We start from the raw sequence: 22,369 nt of genomic DNA on the forward strand, positions 1-22,369 counted from the left end.
AGAGCCTTTCACGGACATCTAACGGACATCTATTGGTTCGTTTTCCAGACTCTTCACCTATCATACCTTATAAAGCGTGTACCCGTGGAATTTTTCATCCAGTTTTCCCATTTTCCAATTTTCCAGTTTTTGTAAAAAGTAACCCGTCTTCTAGAAAATTTTCACACTAAAACCAACCGGATGTTAGACGGTGAGGTCATTACCGGGTTATACGTCTTCCCAGTCACTGGATTTCAGGGATATTAGCATGTCCAATTGCTCCAGTGCTTTTTCATACTCAAATGCCGTAATGGAGTTTTGAATATGATCAAACAAGCGTAAGGCTGACCTTTTACCTTCCAATGCTTTTCTGATTTCCTGCAGTTCCTCATCTTCAATAAACTCCGCATGTATTAGTCGTTGCTTCACATTCAATAATCGCTGTACAATAACAGGATTCAGTTCCATTTCTTTATCTTGATCTTTCTCCATTTTTTCTCTTCCGTTGATCGCCTCTTCATCCGGCATCATTCTAAAAGCTTTTTTCCTATAGGGCATAAGCAACTGCCATAGCTGTTCTACTTCAGATTCCAGTCGATTTCGATAAAAATTGGCTTCGGTGCCTGTTTTTTTTGCTTCAATCATATCGTTACAAGCTTTCATCACGTTGATCGCCCCGATGTTCCCAGCCGAACCCTTCAATTCGTAAAGACTGTCCAGATCGTCTTCTTTTTCCTGCTGAAGGCTCTTTGCCCGATCAAGAAAACGAAACAGAACTTCCTGGTAGACCTCCCAGTTACCGCCTATTCTTTCCAGCCCCTCCTTCAGATCAAACCCACTCATCTGCATTAGTTCCCTGGCAAAAGCCGGTTTTTCTCTCATGCTTGGTCTGCTTGAAAATTTCCAGCTCGCTTCATCTTTTCTTGAAGGATTGTCTGATCTGACGGCAGGAATCATGACATAAAAAGTACTCCCTTCTTTTTTGCCTTCCAGCCAAATCCTTCCACCCATCCCTTCAACAAGACTCTGGGCAATGCTAAGGCCAACGCCAAGTCCTTCATATTCCCGCTCCGTCGTGCCATCAACCTGACTGAAACGATCAAAGATCATTTCTTTTTTTTCTTCCGGAATGCCAATGCCTGTGTCTTCAACAGAAAACAGGAGATTTTCATTCCCTCTATGATCGTTTTTGAAGGATACCCGCAATATCACAGCACCATGCTGAGTAAACTTAAAGGCATTGTCCAAAAGTTTTTTCAATGCCTGCTCTATTCTTTCAACATCTCCCATTACATCAGACGGAACATTATCTTCAACTTCCACCACATAGTCTAAATTCTTTTTTTCCGCCAGAGCATCATACATCTCCACCAAGTTCCAAATCATTTCATCTAGTTGAAATGGCTGATTTTTGTACATCAAGCCGTCTCTTTCCAAATGAGAAAAGTCTAATAAATCTGTAATGATTCCCAGTAATTGTCGTGAAAGTTGATAAGCGTTTTCCAGCAATTCTACCGTTTGTTTATCCTCCGTCCGGCTTTTTACAAGTTGAATGGTCCCAATGATTCCATTCAGCGGGGTTCTGAGTTCATGGCTGACGTTAGCCAGAAATTCTGACTTCGCCTTATTTGCCTGTTCAGCTTCTCTGTGGGCAATTTCTGCCGCCTGCTTTTCTTTTATGATTGCTTTCTGAGCAAGCCGATTTTCTTCCCAGGAATCATTAAACCCTTCCACCAGTTGGTTTAACTCTAAGTTTTGCTGGGGATAAATCTGTGGTTGACGCCCTGCCAAGGTTTCTTTCAATTGGTTGGTGAGATCATCAATGGGTTTTATGGTTCTTTTTGCCATTAAAGCGCCAAAAAAAGCAAAAATGATTCCAGTCAACAGAATGGATAGAAGGATTCCCACTGTAATAACAGCATACTGTCTGTCCACTGTTTCTGTGCTTAGCTTTCCGGACACAATCCCCCAGGAGCCTTCCATCTTGTGATACGTGACCATATAACCATCTCCAAGCCGATGAACTGGTTCCTCCATTGGCTCTATTGGGTTGATGGCTGCTTCATAAGTAATCCCATGGTCAAAAATGGAGGGTGGCTTTATCTGGTTTGATGCTGATTCTTGAAATCCTTGATGATCAATTAAAAAGAGTACTACTCCTTGCTCATCCGTCACCAGAAACTCCCCATCTGTGATAAGATGTTCCCTCGCCATCTGATCTTTTAGCCAGGCTGGCAACATGCGATGCACACCAAGGTGAACCATATTGTCCTCCTCATCCATCAAAGGAATTATAAAATGAAGAAAAGCCTGCTGTTCAAAAGGGTCATGCATCACCAAAAATTGGCTCTCTTTTCCTCCCTTCATTGCTTTACGAAAGAAGTCCTTGTTTTCATATTGATATCCGACAATTCCAGCATTCGATGCGCACTTTACCAGACCTTGCGGCGAAAGAATCATTGATTCGTGGTATCGTTCCGTCTCCTTCAAGCTGGCCACGATCTGCTCCGGATCTGATGGCCCAAGGGCACGATGCAGTGCTGTCAGCATTTCCATTTCCCGCTCAATATATCCTTTCATCCTTACTTCCAAGTTAGCTCCTCTTTCTACGGCATTGCTTTTGAAGTGTTCCATGGCATATCGATGAACAATACCGAAGCCCATTGCCGCAATAATCAATATTAAGAGAAGGCCAGAAACCATAAAGTATGAGAAAAAGCGAAGCTGTAGACTATTGTTTTTTCCTCTTAATGACTTAATGATTTTCTTCATCCTTTATCTCCTTTAGATACCCGTCTTCGATGAGTACTTTCACATAAGTGCTTTCTTTAATAAGGCCATATTTGTCAAAGGATACCTGGCCAATCATTCTTTTTTCATGATATTGATCCAACGCTTCTTTGATTTCCATTGGTCTTAGTTCCTGAAGGGTCAATTCGTGGATCAGCCTTACTCCGTCATAAATCCAAGGTCCCAGTCCGTCCATCTGGTGGTAGCCGACATGCACCCGATAAGCATTGGCAAAACCTTCTAACGTCTCATCTTTGCCTTGCTGAAGATTCATATATATACCCTGCACCGTACTATAAAAGGGCATATGAAGCCTTGGAAGCTCTTTAGCCGTTTCCGGTGAAAAAGTAACCGGTGATGCAATGATCGGTGTTGCGATTTTTTCCATATTTGCCTGCTGCAGAAAGTGTTCAAGCTGACCGGAGGAGAGGAAAAGTATGATGCTGTCCACATTCTGCTCCAGCTCTTTATACGCTGCCAATACAGGTCGAAAATCTCGCTCTTCCCGGCTTACCTGCCTTTTTTCGACTACCTGAATACCGTGAGCAGGAGCCAGTGATTCAAATTCCAGCCACCGTGCTTCAATATTACTTAAATCATTATAAACTACCGCCACCGTAGGTTGATAAGGCTTGTACGGCTTATTTAGTGCATAGGAAGCCATCGCCATTAAGTCCGTGGTTTCATGGCTCATCTGGCTGCGATAAGAATAACTTTGTGGATGCTCCTCAAAAATACGGATATCCGTTGCAAAAAAGGACAAGTGTGGTAACTGAAACTCTTCTGCCAACCGGGCAACGTATGCTGTCCCATCGGAGTTAAAGTCTCCTACCAGTGCTACTACGGACTGATTTGACTCCAGATAAGCTTTCGCTTTATGGTATCCTTCTGTTTCGTCACCAGTATATCGAATAAAATGATGATGAATACTTTTTGCCTCTTTATTTTCGCTCCGACAAGCCTCCAGTGCCATAGTTGCCGCCACTTCCATCCTTGTCGGATTAAGACTTCTGGTATCTGACTGATCTTTCGTAATAAACAAAATCTCCGCTTGATGAGTTGGTGCCTGATTGCAACCACTGATAAAAGTGATCATCACGAAAATAATAAACAATCTTGTCATGCGTGTTCTCATATTGCTATCTCCTTAATAAGTGGGGTAAGAGTGTAGAGTGGGGTCAGTAGAGTGGGGTCAGGCTTGAATAATTCACTTATTCTTCAGTTATTCTTCCTTTGCCCTCCATCCACTATTTTTCAATACGTATTCTTCAATGCGTGGCAATCAATGATTAAGATTTTTCTGTCCCGACTCTCTTAAGTCTCGCCTACTGATTTGATCCTTTTCTAAAATTACCCCTTTTAGAGGCTTAATCCTCAAAAGTTTTGCAAAATTCCTCTAACTTAATGGATCTTCATTAGCAAGTATTTCTTATTCACAAAAACAGGACGAGTCGCCTCGTCCCTTTTTTTAATCCGTGTTAGACAGTCTCTATCTCAGCTGCTCCTCCGGTCCTTTTATTTTAACATCAGCAATATGGTATGAACTTCTTTGTTGCTGATAGCCGCATCAAAGGTTACGCTATATCGATCTCCCAGTTCGTAGGTCATGTAATGGCCATAGAACCCATGCCTATCTATTTCATCTATTGTTGGTTCTCCCAATACATTTTTTACGGTGTCGAGGTGATCACCTCTGGCAGCACCCATCCATTCACTGGCAAGAACCATCCCTACATTGTTTCTATCATCTACTACAACGGTGAAGTCATCATAGCTATAAGCATCGCCTCCATACCAACCGATATCATTAGGTTCTCCCATGATTTCTCTTACCTGTCTCAGGTTCATCCCTAACAGATGAATCAGGTTGTCGGAAAAATCTGATGGATCAAGGGGATCGTAGGCTATTTCTCTCGCATTATCATCATAAGCATCGACCCTCATATCCACCGCCTGCCAACGGTTTTCTATCCATAAATAAGGAAGACTGACATCGGCTACTTCTGCTGCAAGAGCTGGTCCAGAAACCAATGGCGCTATGTATTCCAGGCCGTATCGTTCTTCGCTTTCTGAGTAGTACGGCTCCAATCTGAAGGAACGGGCAAACCCGTTCATCACCGGATCCAGTACCATTGAATTGTGATATAGTCCAAATTCTTCATACGCCTCTTGGTTTCCTAGTTGAAAGGTAAAACTACGCTGAAGCTCCGGATAGGATATAACCGCCATGTAATCGTCCACAAACCGATGTTTCAATTGCGGTGCCGGCAGCTCCAACTCATTCATAGTGGCATTTTCAAAGCTTAGCAGGTTATAAAAGACACCTCCACCGCTACCGCCACTGTGTGCCGCCATTAAGATCTCTGCTGCCTGATTCCCGGTAAAATCTTCTACTTCTAGGTTCCATGGATAGCCACCGATAGCACCATCAAACATATCCATTGCTTTCCCGGTTTTCAGGTCTATCACCAGCAGCAGAAGCTCAGATGCGTGGGAGCCACTTGGTGAATCGCTTAACAGCACAGCCTGCTCTTCTTTTCTGTCGCCAGTGTAATCCGCTTTTTTTCTATCAATAATATAATAACCGGGCCAATCTTCCTGCACATGGATGATGCTTAAAAACTGATGGTTGCTTCCATCAATTTCAAGACCTTTCATCGCCGTGCTGACAGCTTCTTCCATCATTCCTATATCAAGATAGTAGCCTAGCAACAACTCCACGGTTTCCGGCTCATCCAGGTTTTGGAGTTCTACCAAGCCTACTATTTCCTGGGCCAGTTCCCTTTTTCCTTGCCTTGCGTAGGCATCCGCCGCATAAATGAGTACGGTATCGTTGGAAAAGATTGCCTTATGCTTTTCAAAAAGATTCGTTAGCTCCTCATATTTATACTGCTTTTGTTTCAACTCTAAAAGAGAAAGATAAATAGCTTCTGAAGCTTCTTCTTTCAATATTTCTTGGTACAGCGACTCTGCCTTTTCATAGTATTCCAATTGCACATAAAGGACTGCCAGACCTTCCCTTAGTTCTGCAGGATTTTCAGATAATTCTTTTCCTTTTTCCAATATTTTTACAGCTTCCTGCTGTTCTCCAAGACCAATCAGCGCATTTGCCATGCCTACATATAATGCTGTTTCTTCGGGGTGGGATTCTATCAATGCTTCATACCGTTCCATTGCTTTTTCATATTGCCCCGATTCCAGCCATTCTTCAGCCTCTTGCATCCCTTTTTCCAGGGAATTACCACAGCCTGCTAGAAGGATGACACAACAAAAAAGAAGTGTCAGCATTTTATCCTTTGTTTTCATTCCTATATTCCTCCTAATTTTTAATTTAATTGTAATTGTTGTAATTGGGGTCAGGCTTGAATAATTTACTTATTCTCCTTTTCCCATCTCTCCATTATTTTTTCAACGCAGGCCGTTTTTTGACTATCCTGTGACTTTATTTTTGATATCATCGAAGTTGATACGTTCAATTTCTCAGACAGTTGTTTATTGCTGTCATTGCTGTATTTGTCGCTTAAAAGAACAATGGCTTTACGAATATCTGATATCTTTTGCTGTCGTGTCTTCTTACTAACATCACTGATAAGAAGTTTTTCATTTTCAGCTATTTCTTCTATCATCCGATCAATACTGATTGTTTCTACGGGGTCTTTTTTGACATTTTTTGATGGTGGTTGGGTCGAAAGGAACTCATCAGCATTCAAGTATTCTATTTTTTCTTCTGCTATATCTTTTTGATTCAAAAATTGTTGGTATCGCTCTACAGCTTCCCTTTTCCTTTGAGAAAAAAGGCTTAGGACGTAATCGGTATTGACTAAGTTCCCTTTCTTTCCAAGATAAAAACGATGGCTACTCCACTGATATAAAATTCCTCCGGCAAGGTTTCCTTTAACGGGATTGAGGTGGATGTATTTTATTAATTGAAGTAAATAATTATCTTTATCGCATAGCAGAGCCTTATACCTTTGCTGAAATACATGGCCAGTGCGATTTTGCTTTTTATTAAACCACTGTGTATACACTTGCTGGATTCGCTGCATAATTTGAGAAAGTGGTATATCCTCCACTTGGATTAATAAATGAACATGATTATCCATAATACAGTAGGCGTACAGGATAAAGCCCTGTTTTTCCTTGTATCTTTCGATGATTTCCAAATACTTCTTTTTATGCATTTCTTCTCGTAATACGTCTTCTCCATTGTTCCCTTTGGCCATTACGTGATATAGGGCTCCAGGGTAATGAATTCTTGGTTTTCTCGCCATTTGCATCACCATATTCAGTCTATCATCCGTAAGTAAATTATTCAAGCCTGACCCCACCGACTATTGACATTGACTTGTTGTTGGTGTATTGATAAAATATTAACAAGTTTACTGTTTCATGGAAATCCTTATGCATTATGTGCTCTTAAAACGTCATTCTCAAAGAAAGAGGTTGCAACATGATTGATCTGGTTGAGAAACTTTATACCAACAACACCCTCCGGAAACATGAACTGATCCAACTCCTTAGGGACATTGAAGCACCTACTCGTAACCATCTGATTAAGAAGGCCCACGCTACCAGGATGCATCGGTATGGAGACCTGGTTTATATGCGGGGACTCATTGAGTTTACCAATTACTGCCACCAGAACTGCCAATACTGCGGCATACGAAGCGGAAATCCACGAGCGGAAAGATACCGTCTATCCCTCGATGAAATTCTAGATTCTTGCCGAATTGGTAGCGAACTTGGTTTCCGAACTTTTGTGCTTCAAGGTGGCGAAGACCTTTACTACAACGACGAACGGATCGTCGAAATACTGGAACGCATCAAAGAGCAATATCCTGAGTCGGCTATTACACTTTCCATTGGCGAAAAGTCCAGGGAATCTTACCAGAAGTTTTACAATGCAGGTGCCGACCGCTATCTTTTGCGCCATGAAACCGCTTCAAGACACCTCTACGAAAGAATGCATCCTGACATGACTCTGGATAACCGAATAAAATGCCTTCAGAATCTTAAAGAGATTGGATTCCAAGTGGGCACAGGATTCCTCGTAGGACTTCCTGGACAAACCTTGGAGGATTATGTCGAAGACTTAATCTTTTTACAGGAATTAAAACCCCATATGGTTGGCATCGGTCCTTTTATTCCCCATCAGCACACCCCGATGAGCCATGAACAAGGCGGTTCCCTGACGGATGTGATAACGCTACTCGCCATCATCCGACTGTTGCTTCCCGATGTGCTGCTGCCCGCTACCACAGCTCTTGGTAGTATTGATCCTATAGGACGTGAAAAAGGACTCAAGGCAGGTGCTAACGTTGTTATGCCCAATCTTTCACCAACCACCGCACGAGCCAAGTACGCCCTTTATGATGGTAAAATTTCTACGGGAGATGAAGCTGCCGAATGCAGGATCTGTATTGAAGACAAGATTAGGAACGCTGGCTTCACAGTGGACATGTCTCGTGGAGACCACATAGATTGGAGAGGATTATCATGATCGATCATCAATATATTGAAAACCTTTTGGATGAAGCTAAAAACACTTCCAAAGAAAGGATCCAAGAAGTCCTGGATAAGGCACAAAGGAAGGAAGGACTGAACCACAGGGATATTGCTATACTGTTACAGGTGCAGCACAAAGATCAGCTCAAGGAAATCTTCAAGATTGCCGGTGATATTAAAAAGTCTATCTATGGCAACAGAATAGTGGTATTTGCTCCCCTTTACGTCAGTGATTATTGTGTCAACAACTGTTTATACTGTGGATATAGAAGAGACAATGATTTCCCTAGACGTCGTCTGTCCTGGGAAGAAATACAACACGAAGTCCGACTACTTGAGCAAATGGGCCATAAACGTCTGGCTCTGGAGGTGGGTGAAGATCCAGTCAACTGTGACATAGATTATGTTTTGGACGCCATGAATGCCATCTATTCAACCCACACAGATAGGGGCGAAATAAGGCGGATCAATGTCAACATCGCCGCCACCAGCACTGAAAACTATAGGAAGCTGAAGGAGGCAGGCATTGGCACTTATATCCTGTTCCAGGAAACCTATCACCACCCCACCTACGAGGCTATGCATCCAAAATCCCTCAAGGGAAATTACGAATATCATTTAACGGCCTTTGACCGTGCCATGGAGGCAGGGATCGATGACTTTGGTGCAGGTGTGCTCTTCGGACTGGCTGATTATACGTTTGAAGTAATGGCTCTGATGCTTCATAATGAATATCTGGAGCAAAAATACGGGGTAGGCTTTCATACGATCTCCGTACCCAGGCTCAAAAAAGCCGAAGGCATGGAACTGGACAGTTTCTCTCACCTTGTATCCGACGACATGTTCAAAAAAATAGTAGCCATTATTAGGCTGGCGGTTCCCTATACCGGCCTCATTTTATCCACCCGGGAAACTCCAGAAGTTCGGCGGGAAGTTCTCCGTTATGGTGTCACCCAGATCAGTGCCGGCTCCTGTACCGGTGTTGGCGGTTATAAAGAATCTGATTCAGGAAAAAAGGTGAACCAGTTTGAACTGACAGACCATCGTAGTCCTCTAGAAGTATTAAAAGAACTTATTTCTGACGGTAACATTCCCAGTTACTGCACCGCCTGTTATCGCCAAAATAGAACCGGTGACCGGTTTATGCAATTGGCAAAATCTGGTCAGATTCAGAACATATGTGGCCCCAACGCTCTGATGACCCTAATGGAATTTGCACTGGACTATGGAGACAAAGAACTGCTGACCATGGTTGAGGCTGTCATCCGTGAGGAGACTATGAAAATCGAAGAGGAAGACCTACGGAACCTCACGCTTAAAAACCTGGAAAACCTTAAAAACGGAGAAAGAGATTTATACTTTTAGGAGGCTGCTATGAACCAGACACCACAATCCAACAGAAAACATATTGCTCTTTACGGCAAGACTAACTCTGGCAAATCTTCACTGCTTAATGCCATCCTTGGTCAGAACGTATCGATTGTATCAGCCATCGGAGGAACAACCACAGATCCCGTCACAAAATCCATGGAGCTTCTTCCCTTCGGACCTGTCCTGTTCATTGATACCGCCGGTATGGGTGATGAAACGGAGCTGGGTGGGTTGCGCATGAAAAAAAGCATCCAGGTCCTTCAGCGAACGGACTTTGCCATCTATGTCCTGGACGTTACCGATTATGATTTATCCGCTTATCACGATACCGTCAGTCGCTTTAAAAGATATCGTATTCCCTATATAACGGTACTAAATAAAATGGACGCTGTTGACGCCGAAGAACTGAAAAGAGCCGAATCCCTCCACCCAAACGCGATGGTTGTGTCTGCCTCCACAGGCGAAAACCTCCTGCAACTCAAGGACCAGCTGATCCAACGGCTGCAACAGGAAGAATCCGATCCACCTATCCTTGGTGACCTGCTACCTTATGGCAGTACCATCGTCATGGTAGTACCCATAGATTCGGAAGCGCCAAAAGGTCGCATCATTCTGCCCCAGGTGCAGCTGATACGAGATTGCCTAGATCACGGCATCAAAAGCTATGTGGTACGCGACACAGAACTTGAGGATGCCCTTGAGGATCTGAAAGGAATTGATCTTGTAGTAACGGATTCACAAGCGTTCAAAAAAGTAAGCCAACGGGTGCCTCCGGAGATCCCGCTTACGAGTTTTTCCATCCTTTTTGCCCGCCACAAAGGAGATTTAAATGCGTTTCTTAGGGGGGTGGAGGCAATCCCCCAGCTTAACGAGACCTCCAACATACTCATCAGTGAAAGTTGCACCCACAATCATTCCCACGAAGATATCGGCAGAGTCAAAATTCCAGCGTTGCTGAACCGGCATGTAGGTAAGGAACTGAAGTATGATTTTAGGATGGGCCAGGACTTTCCGGAGGATTATGGTCAGTATGACCTGATTATTCACTGTGGCTCCTGTATGCTGAACCGAAAAGTGATGCAGAGCAGGGTGAATATGTGCCTGGAGAAGAGTGTGCCAATCACCAATTACGGTGTGATCCTCGCATACCTAAACGGCATTCTTCCAAGATCGACGGAACTATTTTAATACCAGTCAGATGGATATGCCAGGTTGACACGCAGATGTTTCTTCCTGTCCTTTTTCAGCTTATGATAAGACTAAGGCTGTAGAGAAGTACGGATCCGGATCATAACTCTTTTTCGAGAACCCCTTAGGAGATGCCCTTACTCACTTCCAACAACTATGGTAATGACAATAACGACTAAAGAGATGATTGTCTTCGATCCGAATCCGTAAGTACATAAGTAAATTATTCAAGCCTGACCCCAGCACTTCCAGCACTTCAGCACCTTAAGAAAAAGCCCCACACCAATGTTGGAGTGGGGCTTTTTTCCGCAAATGATTTTTGCTTGTTTTAGGACCCGTCAGAGAATTATTTTACTCCTTAAACCGTGTCACAATCTGTTCCGTAAAGAACCTTTCTACTTCATTTTCCGTAAGAGAGTACACAGTCTCTTCGTTACCAATTCTCACCGAAACAGACTGGCCACATTGATCCATGCAAAACAAGGCTTTAGCTTCCACCTGATCACCCACTCCGTGCCGAATAATCATTTCCTGCATGGCACTGATAACATTATAAGAACCCTTCAGATGACATGCACTTCCTACACACACATGAATAATGGTCATTCTTACCCCTCCTCTATACCGTTGCTGGGCTGACTGTATTCTACATGGAGCAGTTCATGAACCTTATTTTTCAATAATCCACTATATAATGGCATGATAATGGGATTTTCTTCAGATCGCCTGATTTGTGATAATTTATCGGCTTTGTATAGGCCTCCAGAACGTTCCCGAGTGTTTCTTTGCAGAGCATAGGGCTGACCAGCACCACCGATACAGCCACCAGGACAGGCCATGGCTTCGATAAAATCGTATTGAACAGTGCCTGCCTTTATTTTTTTAATAACGTCATCTACATTCTTCAACCCGTGGACGACGGCTATTCGGATGGTTTTTTCTCCCAATGTAATTTCTGCTTCTTTGGCACCCTCTACACCTCTGATACCTGTATAGGATATGTCCATCATTGCTTCCCTGCTTTTGTCTTCCATTAACCGGCGAATCACCGCTTCTGACACACCGCCTGTCACACCAAAAATGATGCCAGCTCCACTGCAGATGCCAAAAGGAACATCCGTAGCTTCTGGTTCCAACTGACTGAAAACAATCCCGGCTTCCTTAAGCATAAGGACCAATTCCTGAGTGGTGATAACATAATCAACATCTGAAACGCCGTTACGCTTAAATTCTTCCCGAGCGGCTTCCTGTTTTTTGGCCGTACAAGGCATAATTGCTACACTGACTATTTCTCGACTATCTACCTTTTTCATGCTTCCAGCGTGTTCTTTCAAGATAGCCCCAAACATTTGCATGGGAGATTTACAGGAAGATACGTGGTGCTTGTATTCTGGGTATTTTGTTTCCACGTAATTAATCCAAGCAGGACAGCAAGAAGTAAACATAGGTAGTTTTTCGTCGCTACTCAGTCTTTTTCTTAATTCTGCAGCCTCTTCCATCACTGTTAAATCCGCACAAACAGAGGTGTCATATATTTCATCAAAGCCCAACTTTCGCAAACCCGCCACCATTTCACCCATGACATTTTCTCCGGACGGAAGGCCAAACTCTTCCCCCAGAGCCACTCGCACAGCAGGAGCCACCTGGACGGCAACCCGCTTGTCCTCATTGTAAATAGCCTCCCACACAGCAGCTCTGTCATCCTTGACGGCGATGGCACCAGTTGGACAAACAGCCGCACACTGACCACAGCTCACACAGGGGGTGTTGGCGATGGGCTCCTCAAAAGCCGTACTAACGGTCATCTTTGATCCCCTTCCCTTAAAATCGATGACCGCTACGTTTTGTACTTCATCGCACATCCTAACACAGTCCCCACAAAGAATACATCTGTTTGGATCCCTTGTAATTGCACGGCTGGAGCGATCAACAGGATGATCATGCCTGAAGCCATTTCCGCCGTCAAACCGAACTCTGCTTACATTGTACCGCAACGCTAGCTCTTGCAAGCGGCATTTCCCATTCTTGGAACAGGTGGTGCAATCACGACAATGCGAAGACAACAACAGCTCCAGAATCATCTTTCTGTGCTTTTGCAACTTAGGGGTGTTGGTCTTAATTTTCATACCCTCCCGAGGCGGAGTATAACAGGAAGCCTCTACGCCTCCCCATTCATTTTCCACGACGCACATCCGGCAAGCACCAAATACGGATAGTTCGGTATAATAGCAAAAGGTAGGCAGCTCAACACCCGCTTTGCGTACTACCTGCAACACATTTTTTTCATCGGTGTAATCCACTCGACGGCCATCTACCCACATACATTTCTTATCATGATTTTTGTTGTTCATTTTGTCATCCCTCCAAGATCGCTTTAAATGGACATAACGGCACACAAGCACCACATTTGATGCACTTTGTTTCGTCCAAATGAAACGGTTTCTTCACTTCACCACTGATGGCGTCCACTGGACAGCCACGAACACATTTGGTACACCCACGACACAAGGACTCATCAATATAATAACGACCCAAAGCCTCACAATTTTTGGTTGGACATTTTTTATCCAGAATATGAGCCAGGTATTCGTCCTTAAAATGTGTAATGGTACTGACTACGGGAGAACCAGCTGTTTTTCCCAAACCGCACAAAGCCGTTTCTGAAATGGTTTCTTCAAGGCTCAGGAGGGTATCGATGTCTTCCTCTTCCCCTTCTCCTGCCACAATTCTGTCCAATATATGGAGCATAGCCTTGGTACCTTCCCGACAGGGAACACATTTACCGCAGGATTCATTCTGGGTAAAATTCATGAAGAAACGAGCTACTTCTACCATGCAGGTATTGTCATCCATGACCACCAAACCACCTGAACCAATCATGGCACCTGCTTTCACCAGAGTATCAAAATCTAAAGACAAATCCAGGTGCTGAGCCGTGAGACATCCTCCTGATGGTCCACCAATCTGTACAGCCTTAAACTCACGACCATCTCTCACCCCGCCACCAATATCAAATACCACTTCCCTGATGGTGGTACCCATAGGCACTTCAATCAGACCCGTATTGTTCACATTACCAGTTAAGGCAAAGGCTTTGGTACCGTAATTTTTTTCGATGCCTATCTCTTTATAGGCTTGAGACGTCATAGTAAGAATAACCGGTACATTGGCAAAAGTCTCCACATTATTTAACACCGTAGGCTTTCCAAAGAGTCCCTTTTCAACGGTACGAGGAGGTTTTACCCGAGGCATCCCTCGGTTTCCTTCAATAGAAGCTGTCAAGGCACTACCTTCTCCGCATACAAAAGCGCCAGCACCCTGGCTGATATGAATCTTAAAATGAAACTCTGTTCCTAGAATCCCTTTGCCTAAAAGATTGTATTTTTCCGCCTGATTAATGGCATTTTTTAATCGGTTAACGGCTAAAGGATATTCAGCTCTCACATAGATATATCCTACCTCTGCTCCTGTGGCAATACCTGCAATCATCATGCCTTCAAGGATTCTATGGGGATCACCTTCCATAAGACTTCTGTCCATAAAGGCACCTGGATCTCCTTCATCTCCGTTGCACACCACATATTTCACTTTTTCTTTCTGACGGTTCACCTGTTGCCATTTGGTACCAGCAGGGAATCCACCACCACCCCGGCCTCTGAGTTCCGCTTGGTTCATTTCCTGACAAATCTCTTCTGGCGTCATTTCGAAGAGAGCCAGCTCCAGTGCTTTATAACCGTCATTAGCAATATACGCCTCAATGGATTCAGCGTCTATATGTCCACAATTTGAAAGGACAAGCCGTGTCTGTTTTTTATAGAAAGGAATTTCTTCCTGGGTATCGCAAGTCATACCATTCTCGTTATACAACAGCCTTTCAACCGGCTGATTCCCTATAATACTGGTTTCAATGATTTCTGCACAATCCTCTGGCTTGACTCTCATGAAAAACCAGCCGGCAGGGTCAATACGTACCAAAGGTCCCACTTCACAGTAGCCATGGCAACCACTTTTTTTCAGACCGATGCTTTCATGCTCCAGTTCATGACCAAGCTCAATGGAACAGTTAATTCCATGGTCTTCACATAGCCTTTTGAAGGTATCAAAAACCACATTAGCACCTCCAGCCACACAGCCCGTTCCGGCACAGACAAGTATTTTTTTTGTTTCAAGGGATAAGTGCTCCCTAAAGCTTTTTCTGACGTCAACCAGAGACTGCCTATCAGCAATTAGATTCATCTGCGTCACCTTCCTTTCTGAGATCTGCTAACAGAGTCTGTACTTTTTCCGGCGTCATAGCTGCATGCATCTCTTCGTTCACGGCTATCACTGGCGCCAAACCACATGCCCCAAGGCAGGACACTGCTTCCACGGTGAAGAGCATATCATCAGTGGTGTGCTTTTCATCGGTTAAGGACAGATTGGCCCTTAGTGCATTCAAAATAGGAATGGATTTACGCACATGACAGGCAGTACCGTCACATACCCGGATAATGTATTTACCTTTTGGCTCCAGAGAAAAGTTTTCATAAAAGCTGGCTACACTGTAAATTTTGGCAATACTGATATCCATTTTTTCAGCGATGTACTCCAGAGCGTAGCGGGGAAGGTAGCGATATTCGCTTTGAATTTCCTGCATGATGGGAATGAGCGCAGCGTTTCCGGAATCTGAGGATTCCAGAATCCTGTCAAGCGTTTCTTTTTGTACTTGTTCCATTACAATCTCCTCCTTGTGTTCATGCGGGACCCGCATGGTTTAGTAATGCCGTACTTTGGTCCTGTTGCCACTTCCTTTAGCGATTTAATCAATTCTCCAGAATGCCTACGGGCGATCTTCTAATCCCTAGGTAAAAGAGGATAAGAATGCGTTATCCAGGGACGTAGCACCGCTTATCTCCCTCTTGAAGAAGGGGGAGTCTTAGGGATGGTAGTTATCAGGCAAATCTCATGATTGTTATTTTTTTAACTATCTTGAGCATCTTTCAACCTCATTCAGCCGTATTCAGCCGCAGACCTTACAATCTTTGATGCAATCAACTCTCATCAAATTCTTTCTAAAGTCTTTATCCGATGGCTGTCGCCAAATGATCAGATTGAATCGCCTACTAATGGATAACAAATTCTAACCTCCCGATGAAATTAAAACTCCACCGGAAGGTTAGAATCCTATTGAGGCCCTAGCTCCCAAAGGTTTTTCGCCGTTTTGTTACATATTTAACAATAACATCTTATCGTCTCTTTCCGACTTTGTCAATCCCCGCTTTTCGATTTCTTTTTCCCCGCAGACAGCTTATACCAAAGTGCACAGAACTCGCAAGGATGGGACGCGGGGACGTTTCTCTCCGTCTTGTTGTGTTGTGTTGTGTTGTGTTGTGTTTTATTTTTTCTTGTTTCAACCTTCAGATCTACTTCGAAGAGTCTAGTTGAATGTTGTTCTATCCTGCATAAGTAAATTATTCAAGCCTGACCCCATTCGTTTCTCTATACAAATTTTTCTTCTATCAGAAATTCTTCAAATTTCGCCAAGCTTTCTGGTACATTTTTCCGACCATAACCCATTCTAAAATATTGGTCTTCCATGTCATAGATCTCAGAAGGCAATAGTAGCACTCCCTTCTTCTCAACAGCCATCTGGCAAAAGTCTTTCACCGGCATGTCCAGGAGGAGCTTATGATAGGCAACAGGCCCGCAGGTGATCGCTTTTTTCTCAAAGATTTGAGGATACCTGTCAAAAAATTTGTCCACCTGTTTGATGTTTTCCCGGATAATCTGACGATTCCGCTCCAGCAATTTTTCCCCATGTTTCAGCGCCACTTTTGCCAAAAATTCTGAAGGAGCGGAATTGCAGATGCTCATGTAATGCTTAAACTTTACTACTTTTTCAAGTGTTTCATGGTCCTTTGACACCAGCCATCCCACCCGAAGACCAGCCAGGCCGTAGGCTTTGGACATTACTCCCAGGGAGGCGCATTTGTCATAATGATCCGCCATCCAATCCCGCTTTTCTCCCTCCAGTTCCAAACCCTTATAAACTTCATCGGAAAACAGGTAGAGGTCATGTTTTTTGCAGATAGCACACAATCGCTTTATTTCATCATTGGTAAAGGTGTATCCGGTAGGGTTATTGGGTGAAGTGATGGCAATGAGTTTTGTGTTGGGCTTGATCAAAGCTTCCAATTCATCAAAATCCATTTCCCAATGAGTTCCCTTATCCCGAATATACCATTTGGAACACTCACAATTTGGAATGGAGTTGGCCACTTCATAAGCAGACTGATAATTAGGGTACATGGCAATCATATGATCCCCTTCCCCTAGCATCACATTCATATATCCGAAAATAGCTTCCTGAGCTCCATGAAAAGCCAGCACATCTTCATCGGTCATGTTTTGGTACAGCTTGGCAATGAGTTTTCTCAACTCCGGATCTCCCCAGGTTTCTGTATAGCCAAGCCACTGGTTCATAAATTCTTCCTGGGCCTCTGGTTCAAGTGCCAGCAGCTCGCCTGTTGACATAGCTTCGCAGTCAGACTGGGTAAGGAGATAGGGTGCGGTAAACTCATACTTCCCAAAATAACATTCCAGTTTAAAATCATTCATTTGCATGGATCCGTTCCCCCTTTTTACTTGAATAGTTTCTTTATGACACTGAATAGATCAAAGGTAGTTTTTTTATACACTTTATTCTTAATTGCTCTTTTGGGATTCTTTGCGTATCCCATACCTTTCATACCATACAGAGGATTAACCGCTCCTTTTGCTTTTCGCTTTAGCTTTCCTGTGGTTCTTGCCTTTACTCGTTTCTTCAAGCTAGGTGTGCGCATTCCTATTTTCATTCTTAGGCTCCTTGTATAATGTATTTAGGTTAATAAAGGCAACCTATAAGCCTTTGAGTCCTGCAAGATCATACACTTAAGTGTATGATCTATTTATTAGAGTGCCTGGCTGACAAAAAAACATCGTAGTCATGCCCTTAATCTATTAATACACTTTTATCAGCTTAATTCCTTTTAAGAAGCCACCCCTTTCGTCCCTTTTTTTAGCTCTCATCTTTTCCAGCTCATCGAAATCTATGTTTCGATGATGCACAATTCCATGAATCACTTCCAAAATGTCAGCAAGCTCTTCGATGCTATTGCTTTCAAGATATTCTTCTACTTCCTCTGCTAATTTTTTGTTTAATAGTTGCATCAGTTCTTCGCCTGTTACTCTTTTCGTTACACATTTTTTATGACTTTCTTCAATGATGGTAGGTATTTCATCTCTGATTAGTTTGTTATATAGGATCTCTCCCATTATGACAGACCTCCTTTTCGGGGATGGTATTGGATATCGTTATCATGATTTATGCCCCTTTCATCGATAATAAAACCCTTAAACAGCTTGTTTTTAGACAGTACCTATGGGCTTTGATACTGTTTATTACAAGCATACAGGTTGAATATCGTCCCAAAGTTTCCTATTCCTTCATCATAGCAAACAAACAGATAGTATTTTTGTTTCCATCGCATATACTCGGTTTTCATAAGCTTTTCCATAGGATATCGAATGATTGTACTAACCATCTACTTTCCATTCCATCAATCATCCTATGAACAACACTACAAAACACATTAGAAAATAATCCTCACAATGAATTTTAGTTTTCTCGTCATGAATATGATGATTATCGTTATTATCGTTATTATCATTATTGTTGTAGTCGTTTTAATATCCATAAGTGAATTATTCAAGCTTGAGCCCGACTCACTGATTCAATATGCACGTAAGTGAATTATTCAAGCCTGACCCCACATGCCTGCGTATCCACAAAAAAGCCCTAAACAGCTTGTTGCAAGACAGTGCTTAGGGCGTTGGATTCGCTCGCTATGGTTTATAATGGTTTTTCAACGTGTAAGGGGATTTCGATTAAATCTTGAATGCTTCCATCTTTTGCACTCTCTGTAAAAAATTCCAGAAGTAAGGTTTCTCCAGCTTCTACGGTTTCTGGGATTTCAATGGTTTCTTCAATGGCGCCCCAGTCACCCATGGCTCCGGTGGTGAAGTCAAAAACCAGTTCCTCTCCTTCTTCGTTAGAAAGACGGTACAAGACATTCCCTTCAAACACATTGGCGATTCCTTCAAAGGTGAAGGAAGTAGCTACCTTTTCCTCCGGTGCCGGACGGAAGATTTTAATGCCTCGAGATTCTGCCAGTATTGGCGATAAGGTTTCCAGCCCTACCAGTGTTGGAACATAGCTTTCATCTCCTATAACTTCGTAAACCACTGGTTTCTCTGTAGGTTTCATGGCAAACAGGTCGTAAGGATGGGTGATGGCCTGAGTAACGATATCCTCTTCTCCAGGCTGTGTAAAAGAAACTTTTACAATGATTTCTTCTTCAGATTCCATAACCTGTTGAATATCTACAGAATAGCCACCTGTAGGCTTTTCACCGTAAGTAACCAGCAGGTACATTATGTCCTCAACCACTTTTTCCTGTGCCAGCCAAGTGTTTTGGGAATACTCAATCCATGACGCTATCTCTTCCGGCAGCTCTTCTTGTTCCACTTCCTGAACAACCGACAACGCTTCATGATCCGTGGTAATCATCACGCTTCTTGTTTCTTCCTCCCATTTCACGTCAGCACCTAAGGCTTCTGAAACAAAACGAAGAGGCACCACGGTTCTGCCTTCCACAATACGGGGCGGCACTTCTAATTCATACGCTTGTCCTTGCAGGATAGCGGTCATCCGATCAATGGTTAACATCATTACCTTGTCTCCATGATGGGCGGTCACTTTCCGAGTTTCCCCATCCCACTCCAGTTCGGCTCCCAATGCTTCAAAGATAGATCGCATTTCGACCAAGGTTCTGCCACTTTCAATAATGGGAGAAACCTCTGGCCTTAATAACTGGCCGTCTACCCTTACTTTCGGTTCACTCTGGTCTATTTCCTCTGCTAGCACCATGGATGTTTGTGCAAAGAGGAGCAATAAAGCCAATGTTATCAGTAATCCTTTGTTTCGATACATTTTATCTACCTCCTGTAAATCATTATTTTTTATGACTTTCTTATTTCACTGTATCGCCTGCATCTGTTTTTGTCAACCGAAGGCTATGGATGCTCCTATTGATGCTCCTATTGACGCTCCTTGGTTGACATAGGTACTCAGCGTGATACAATCAAGAAAGAAATTCCAGACAGTGTTCTATCATGGAGGGAGTGAAGATTCCAATGAAGAAAGAGATTCTGAGACATGGCTTTTGTGATGCCATTTTTTCAAAGAGAAAGAAAAAAATCAATTACCTTCGGTTTTTCTTCTTATCCCTCTTTTTATGCCTGATCCTCTTAGGAAAAAACATTGATGTTTCAGCAACTTTTGATTCCACTGACCCTCCATACACCATTGGAATTTTATCCTTTACAACAAAAGAAGAAACCTTTGAAAAATGGGGAGCGCTAGAAACTTACCTAACAGAAGAAATAGGTGAAACTAATTTCCAGGTAAAACCCCTTTACTATGAAGAAATGGATGAAGCGGTGGCGACAAATCAAATTGATTTTGTTTTTACAAACCCGGCACATTATATTGCTTTAAGCAAGGACAACCAATTGCCCGGTCCTATGGCAACTTTGATTGAACTCTATCATCATGAACCTCAGTCTGCTTTTGGTGGTGTTATTTTTACAAAAGCAGATCCAGAAGCTCCACAAACCCTTCAAAGCCTTCGAGGAAAGCGAATTAGTGCGGTCAGTCAAAATTCTCTGGGAGGTTATCAAGCCGCTGCTTATGAGCTTGTGAAAGAAGGGCTGGACCCTTCACGGGATGTAGAAATGATTTTTACCGGTATGCCTCATCGCCTTGCAGTGAAAGAGGTGCTGGAGGGAAATGCCGAGGTAGGGTTTGTTCGTACTGGTGTGATTGAAAGTATGATTGCTCAGGGCCTTGTCCAAGCCGAAGATCTGCAGATTCTTAATCCACAGCATAAGGAGCCCACTCTATTTCTTTCAACAGAGCTTTACCCGGAATGGCCTTTTGTTGCTTTGCCTCATGTAGATCCTATGGTTTCCAAGCAAGTAGCGGCGGCTCTCTTTTCCATGGAGCCAGACAGCATAACGGCTCAGGAGGTTGGTATCTACGGTTTTGGAATACCTTCCAGCTATCTTAACGTGGAGGAAATGATGCGAGCACTTCGGGTGCCACCCTTTGATGCGGCTCAACCAGTCAGAGCTATTGATATATGGACTCAGTATCGGGATGTGATCTTAGTGGCATTGGTGCTGGGGTTAACACTCTTTGTCTATAATGGTATGAAACTTCACGGTGGAATGATGGCAGAGAAAAAGAACCGGGAGTTGGAAGCTCTGATGACTCAGTTGGAAGCTGCCCAAGTGAATCTTCAGCAAGCCAAGGAAGAAGCGGAGCAGGCAAGCCAGGTGAAAAGTCAGTTTTTGGCTAATATGAGTCATGAAATCCGCACCCCCATGAACGGTATTATTGGTTTTTTAACCTTATTAGAAGAAACCGACACCAACCAACAACAACAAGAGTATATTGATGATATCAAGACTTCCAGCAAAACCTTATTAAAGCTGATCAATGATATTTTGGACCTAAGCAAAATGGAAGCCGGCAAGGTTGAACTGGAACATATTTCTTACCATCTTCCGTCTACCATTCAAGAAACCGTAGAGGTTCATCGTCATTGGGCTCAGAGCAAAGAGGTGGAATTGTCACTTCATTTTCACCCCGGATTTCCCCAGCAAGTTAACGGTGATCCGATGCGCCTATTTCAAATCGTGAATAATTTGGTAAGTAATGCGATTAAGTTTACTGAACAAGGACAAGTCACTGTCCATGGTAGAGTGAAAGAACAAGAGGAAGGTACGGCTACCGTCGAAATCAGCGTCCAAGACACAGGGATTGGTATTTCAGAGGAAGCACAGCCAACCCTTTTTGACGCCTTTTCCCAAGCCGATTCTTCGAATACTCGGAAGTACGGAGGTACTGGATTGGGTCTTGCCATTACCAGAGACCTTATTAAACGGATGAATGGAACCATTGATGTTCATAGTAAGCTTGGGGAGGGCAGTACTTTTAGAGTGACTTTTCCCGTAGAAATAGATGACGAAGAAGCATTGGATTCCGATCTGTTATCCCCTTTGCCACCGAATCAAGGAGTTGCAAACAGCCAGAAGGCTATAACCAACGAAACTTCCGCAGGATCTGAAGAAACCCGAGAGAGCATTCTGGAGCAATTGATAAAAGATACTGGATTTGACCGGACTACGGCAAGTTCTTTGCTGGAAGAAGGGATTCAGTCTTGTTTCGAACTCAGTGCTACTGCCCTTGAAACTTTCCAGTCAAGGGATCTGCCGAAGGTGAAAGAACAGCTTCATGCGATCAAAGGCTTAGCCGGAAACTTAAGAATGACCAGTATTTCTCAATGGGCTGCTGAAGGAGAAGGGATGACGAAAAAAGAAGATTTTCAAAACCTTCACCCCTGTCTCTTGAAAATTCACCATAGGCTGGAAGAATGGCAAGCCTAACCATTTG

General features: G+C 43.3%; 16 protein-coding genes. 4 read left to right on the plus strand and 12 right to left on the minus strand.

Going from position 1 to position 22,369, the window contains the following annotated elements:
* Positions 1-207: 207 nt before the first annotated feature.
* The 4 genes from BLV55_RS12160 to BLV55_RS12175 form a co-directional block, all read right to left on the minus strand.
* A complete protein-coding gene (locus BLV55_RS12160; RefSeq protein ID WP_093314832.1) occupies positions 208-2,751 on the minus strand; it encodes a sensor histidine kinase in 2,544 nt (847 codons plus the stop codon).
* The gene (locus tag BLV55_RS12165) at positions 2,735-3,904 is read right to left on the minus strand and encodes an ABC transporter substrate-binding protein (protein ID WP_093314834.1); all 1,170 of its coding nucleotides are present in this window, start codon (positions 3,902-3,904) and stop codon (positions 2,735-2,737) included. The genes BLV55_RS12160 and BLV55_RS12165 overlap by 17 nt, the downstream gene beginning before the upstream one ends.
* Before the next feature lie 380 nt (positions 3,905-4,284).
* Complete coding sequence (locus tag BLV55_RS12170; RefSeq protein WP_093314836.1) at positions 4,285-6,075, minus strand: tetratricopeptide repeat protein; 1,791 nt, start codon at positions 6,073-6,075, stop codon at positions 4,285-4,287.
* A gap of 65 nt (positions 6,076-6,140) precedes the next feature.
* The gene (locus BLV55_RS12175) at positions 6,141-7,085 is read right to left on the minus strand and encodes a transposase (protein WP_093314838.1); all 945 of its coding nucleotides are present in this window, start codon (positions 7,083-7,085) and stop codon (positions 6,141-6,143) included.
* 134 nt (positions 7,086-7,219) lie between these two features.
* Here BLV55_RS12175 and hydE point away from each other — a divergent pair, with 134 nt between their 5' ends.
* The 3 genes from hydE to hydF are packed head-to-tail and all read left to right on the plus strand — an operon-like array spanning position 7,220 to position 10,833.
* Positions 7,220-8,269 (plus strand): [FeFe] hydrogenase H-cluster radical SAM maturase HydE, encoded by a 1,050-nt coding sequence (gene hydE, locus BLV55_RS12180; protein WP_093314840.1) that lies wholly within the window; start codon positions 7,220-7,222, stop codon positions 8,267-8,269.
* A complete protein-coding gene (hydG, locus tag BLV55_RS12185; protein ID WP_330386621.1) occupies positions 8,266-9,639 on the plus strand; it encodes a [FeFe] hydrogenase H-cluster radical SAM maturase HydG in 1,374 nt (457 codons plus the stop codon). Before hydE ends, hydG begins: the two co-directional genes overlap by 4 nt.
* Positions 9,640-9,648: 9 nt before the next feature.
* Positions 9,649-10,833, plus strand: a complete 1,185-nt coding sequence (gene hydF, locus BLV55_RS12190) for a [FeFe] hydrogenase H-cluster maturation GTPase HydF (protein WP_093314842.1) — start codon at positions 9,649-9,651, stop codon at positions 10,831-10,833.
* 351 nt (positions 10,834-11,184) lie between these two features.
* On the opposite strand, the gene BLV55_RS12195 is transcribed toward hydF, so the two are convergent.
* The 8 genes from BLV55_RS12195 to BLV55_RS12230 form a co-directional block, all read right to left on the minus strand.
* On the minus strand, positions 11,185-11,439 hold the full coding sequence (locus BLV55_RS12195; RefSeq protein WP_093314844.1) for a (2Fe-2S) ferredoxin domain-containing protein: 255 nt from the start codon (positions 11,437-11,439) through the stop codon (positions 11,185-11,187).
* A gap of 2 nt (positions 11,440-11,441) precedes the next feature.
* Positions 11,442-13,184 carry a [FeFe] hydrogenase, group A gene (locus BLV55_RS12200; RefSeq protein WP_093314846.1) on the minus strand — a complete coding sequence of 581 codons (1,743 nt, stop codon included), beginning with the start codon at positions 13,182-13,184 and terminating at the stop codon, positions 11,442-11,444.
* A gap of 4 nt (positions 13,185-13,188) precedes the next feature.
* A complete protein-coding gene (locus BLV55_RS12205; RefSeq protein ID WP_093314848.1) occupies positions 13,189-15,069 on the minus strand; it encodes an NADH-quinone oxidoreductase subunit NuoF in 1,881 nt (626 codons plus the stop codon).
* Entirely contained in the window at positions 15,053-15,547 is a 495-nt protein-coding gene (locus BLV55_RS12210; RefSeq protein ID WP_093314850.1) for an NADH-quinone oxidoreductase subunit NuoE family protein, read from the minus strand. Before BLV55_RS12210 ends, BLV55_RS12205 begins: the two co-directional genes overlap by 17 nt.
* A gap of 764 nt (positions 15,548-16,311) precedes the next feature.
* Positions 16,312-17,436 carry an aminotransferase class I/II-fold pyridoxal phosphate-dependent enzyme gene (locus tag BLV55_RS12215; protein ID WP_093314852.1) on the minus strand — a complete coding sequence of 375 codons (1,125 nt, stop codon included), beginning with the start codon at positions 17,434-17,436 and terminating at the stop codon, positions 16,312-16,314.
* 17 nt (positions 17,437-17,453) lie between these two features.
* Positions 17,454-17,666 carry a hypothetical protein gene (locus tag BLV55_RS12220; protein ID WP_093314854.1) on the minus strand — a complete coding sequence of 71 codons (213 nt, stop codon included), beginning with the start codon at positions 17,664-17,666 and terminating at the stop codon, positions 17,454-17,456.
* 145 nt (positions 17,667-17,811) lie between these two features.
* Positions 17,812-18,126, minus strand: coding sequence for a nucleoside triphosphate pyrophosphohydrolase (locus tag BLV55_RS12225; protein ID WP_093314856.1), 315 nt, complete (start codon positions 18,124-18,126; stop codon positions 17,812-17,814).
* Between the two features lie 577 nt (positions 18,127-18,703).
* Entirely contained in the window at positions 18,704-19,843 is a 1,140-nt protein-coding gene (locus BLV55_RS12230) for a stalk domain-containing protein (protein WP_093314858.1), read from the minus strand.
* Between the two features lie 203 nt (positions 19,844-20,046).
* Between BLV55_RS12230 and BLV55_RS12235 the strand changes: the two genes are divergently transcribed.
* Positions 20,047-22,362: a PhnD/SsuA/transferrin family substrate-binding protein gene (locus tag BLV55_RS12235; RefSeq protein ID WP_176968407.1), complete on the plus strand. Its 2,316-nt coding sequence runs from the start codon at positions 20,047-20,049 to the stop codon at positions 22,360-22,362.
* The last annotated feature ends 7 nt before the right edge of the window (positions 22,363-22,369 follow it).

It is taken from the genome of Tindallia californiensis, assembly GCF_900107405.1.
Classification (GTDB): Bacteria; Bacillota; Clostridia; order Peptostreptococcales; family Tindalliaceae; genus Tindallia; species Tindallia californiensis.

Excerpts from the sequence above, each read along its gene's own strand:
- BLV55_RS12160 (WP_093314832.1), bottom strand. The coding sequence starts at position 2,751 with ATGAAGAAAATCATTAAGTCATTAAGAGGAAAAAACAATAGTCTACAG.
- BLV55_RS12165 (WP_093314834.1), bottom strand. The coding sequence starts at position 3,904 with ATGAGAACACGCATGACAAGATTGTTTATTATTTTCGTGATGATCACT.
- BLV55_RS12170 (WP_093314836.1), bottom strand. The coding sequence starts at position 6,075 with ATGAAAACAAAGGATAAAATGCTGACACTTCTTTTTTGTTGTGTCATC.
- hydE (WP_093314840.1), top strand. The coding sequence starts at position 7,220 with ATGATTGATCTGGTTGAGAAACTTTATACCAACAACACCCTCCGGAAA.
- hydG (WP_330386621.1), top strand. The coding sequence starts at position 8,266 with ATGATCGATCATCAATATATTGAAAACCTTTTGGATGAAGCTAAAAAC.
- hydF (WP_093314842.1), top strand. The coding sequence starts at position 9,649 with ATGAACCAGACACCACAATCCAACAGAAAACATATTGCTCTTTACGGC.
- BLV55_RS12195 (WP_093314844.1), bottom strand. The coding sequence starts at position 11,439 with ATGACCATTATTCATGTGTGTGTAGGAAGTGCATGTCATCTGAAGGGT.
- BLV55_RS12200 (WP_093314846.1), bottom strand. The coding sequence starts at position 13,184 with ATGAACAACAAAAATCATGATAAGAAATGTATGTGGGTAGATGGCCGT.
- BLV55_RS12205 (WP_093314848.1), bottom strand. The coding sequence starts at position 15,069 with ATGAATCTAATTGCTGATAGGCAGTCTCTGGTTGACGTCAGAAAAAGC.
- BLV55_RS12210 (WP_093314850.1), bottom strand. The coding sequence starts at position 15,547 with ATGGAACAAGTACAAAAAGAAACGCTTGACAGGATTCTGGAATCCTCA.
- BLV55_RS12215 (WP_093314852.1), bottom strand. The coding sequence starts at position 17,436 with ATGCAAATGAATGATTTTAAACTGGAATGTTATTTTGGGAAGTATGAG.
- BLV55_RS12220 (WP_093314854.1), bottom strand. The coding sequence starts at position 17,666 with ATGAAAATAGGAATGCGCACACCTAGCTTGAAGAAACGAGTAAAGGCA.
- BLV55_RS12225 (WP_093314856.1), bottom strand. The coding sequence starts at position 18,126 with ATGGGAGAGATCCTATATAACAAACTAATCAGAGATGAAATACCTACC.
- BLV55_RS12230 (WP_093314858.1), bottom strand. The coding sequence starts at position 19,843 with ATGTATCGAAACAAAGGATTACTGATAACATTGGCTTTATTGCTCCTC.
- BLV55_RS12235 (WP_176968407.1), top strand. The coding sequence starts at position 20,047 with ATGAAGAAAGAGATTCTGAGACATGGCTTTTGTGATGCCATTTTTTCA.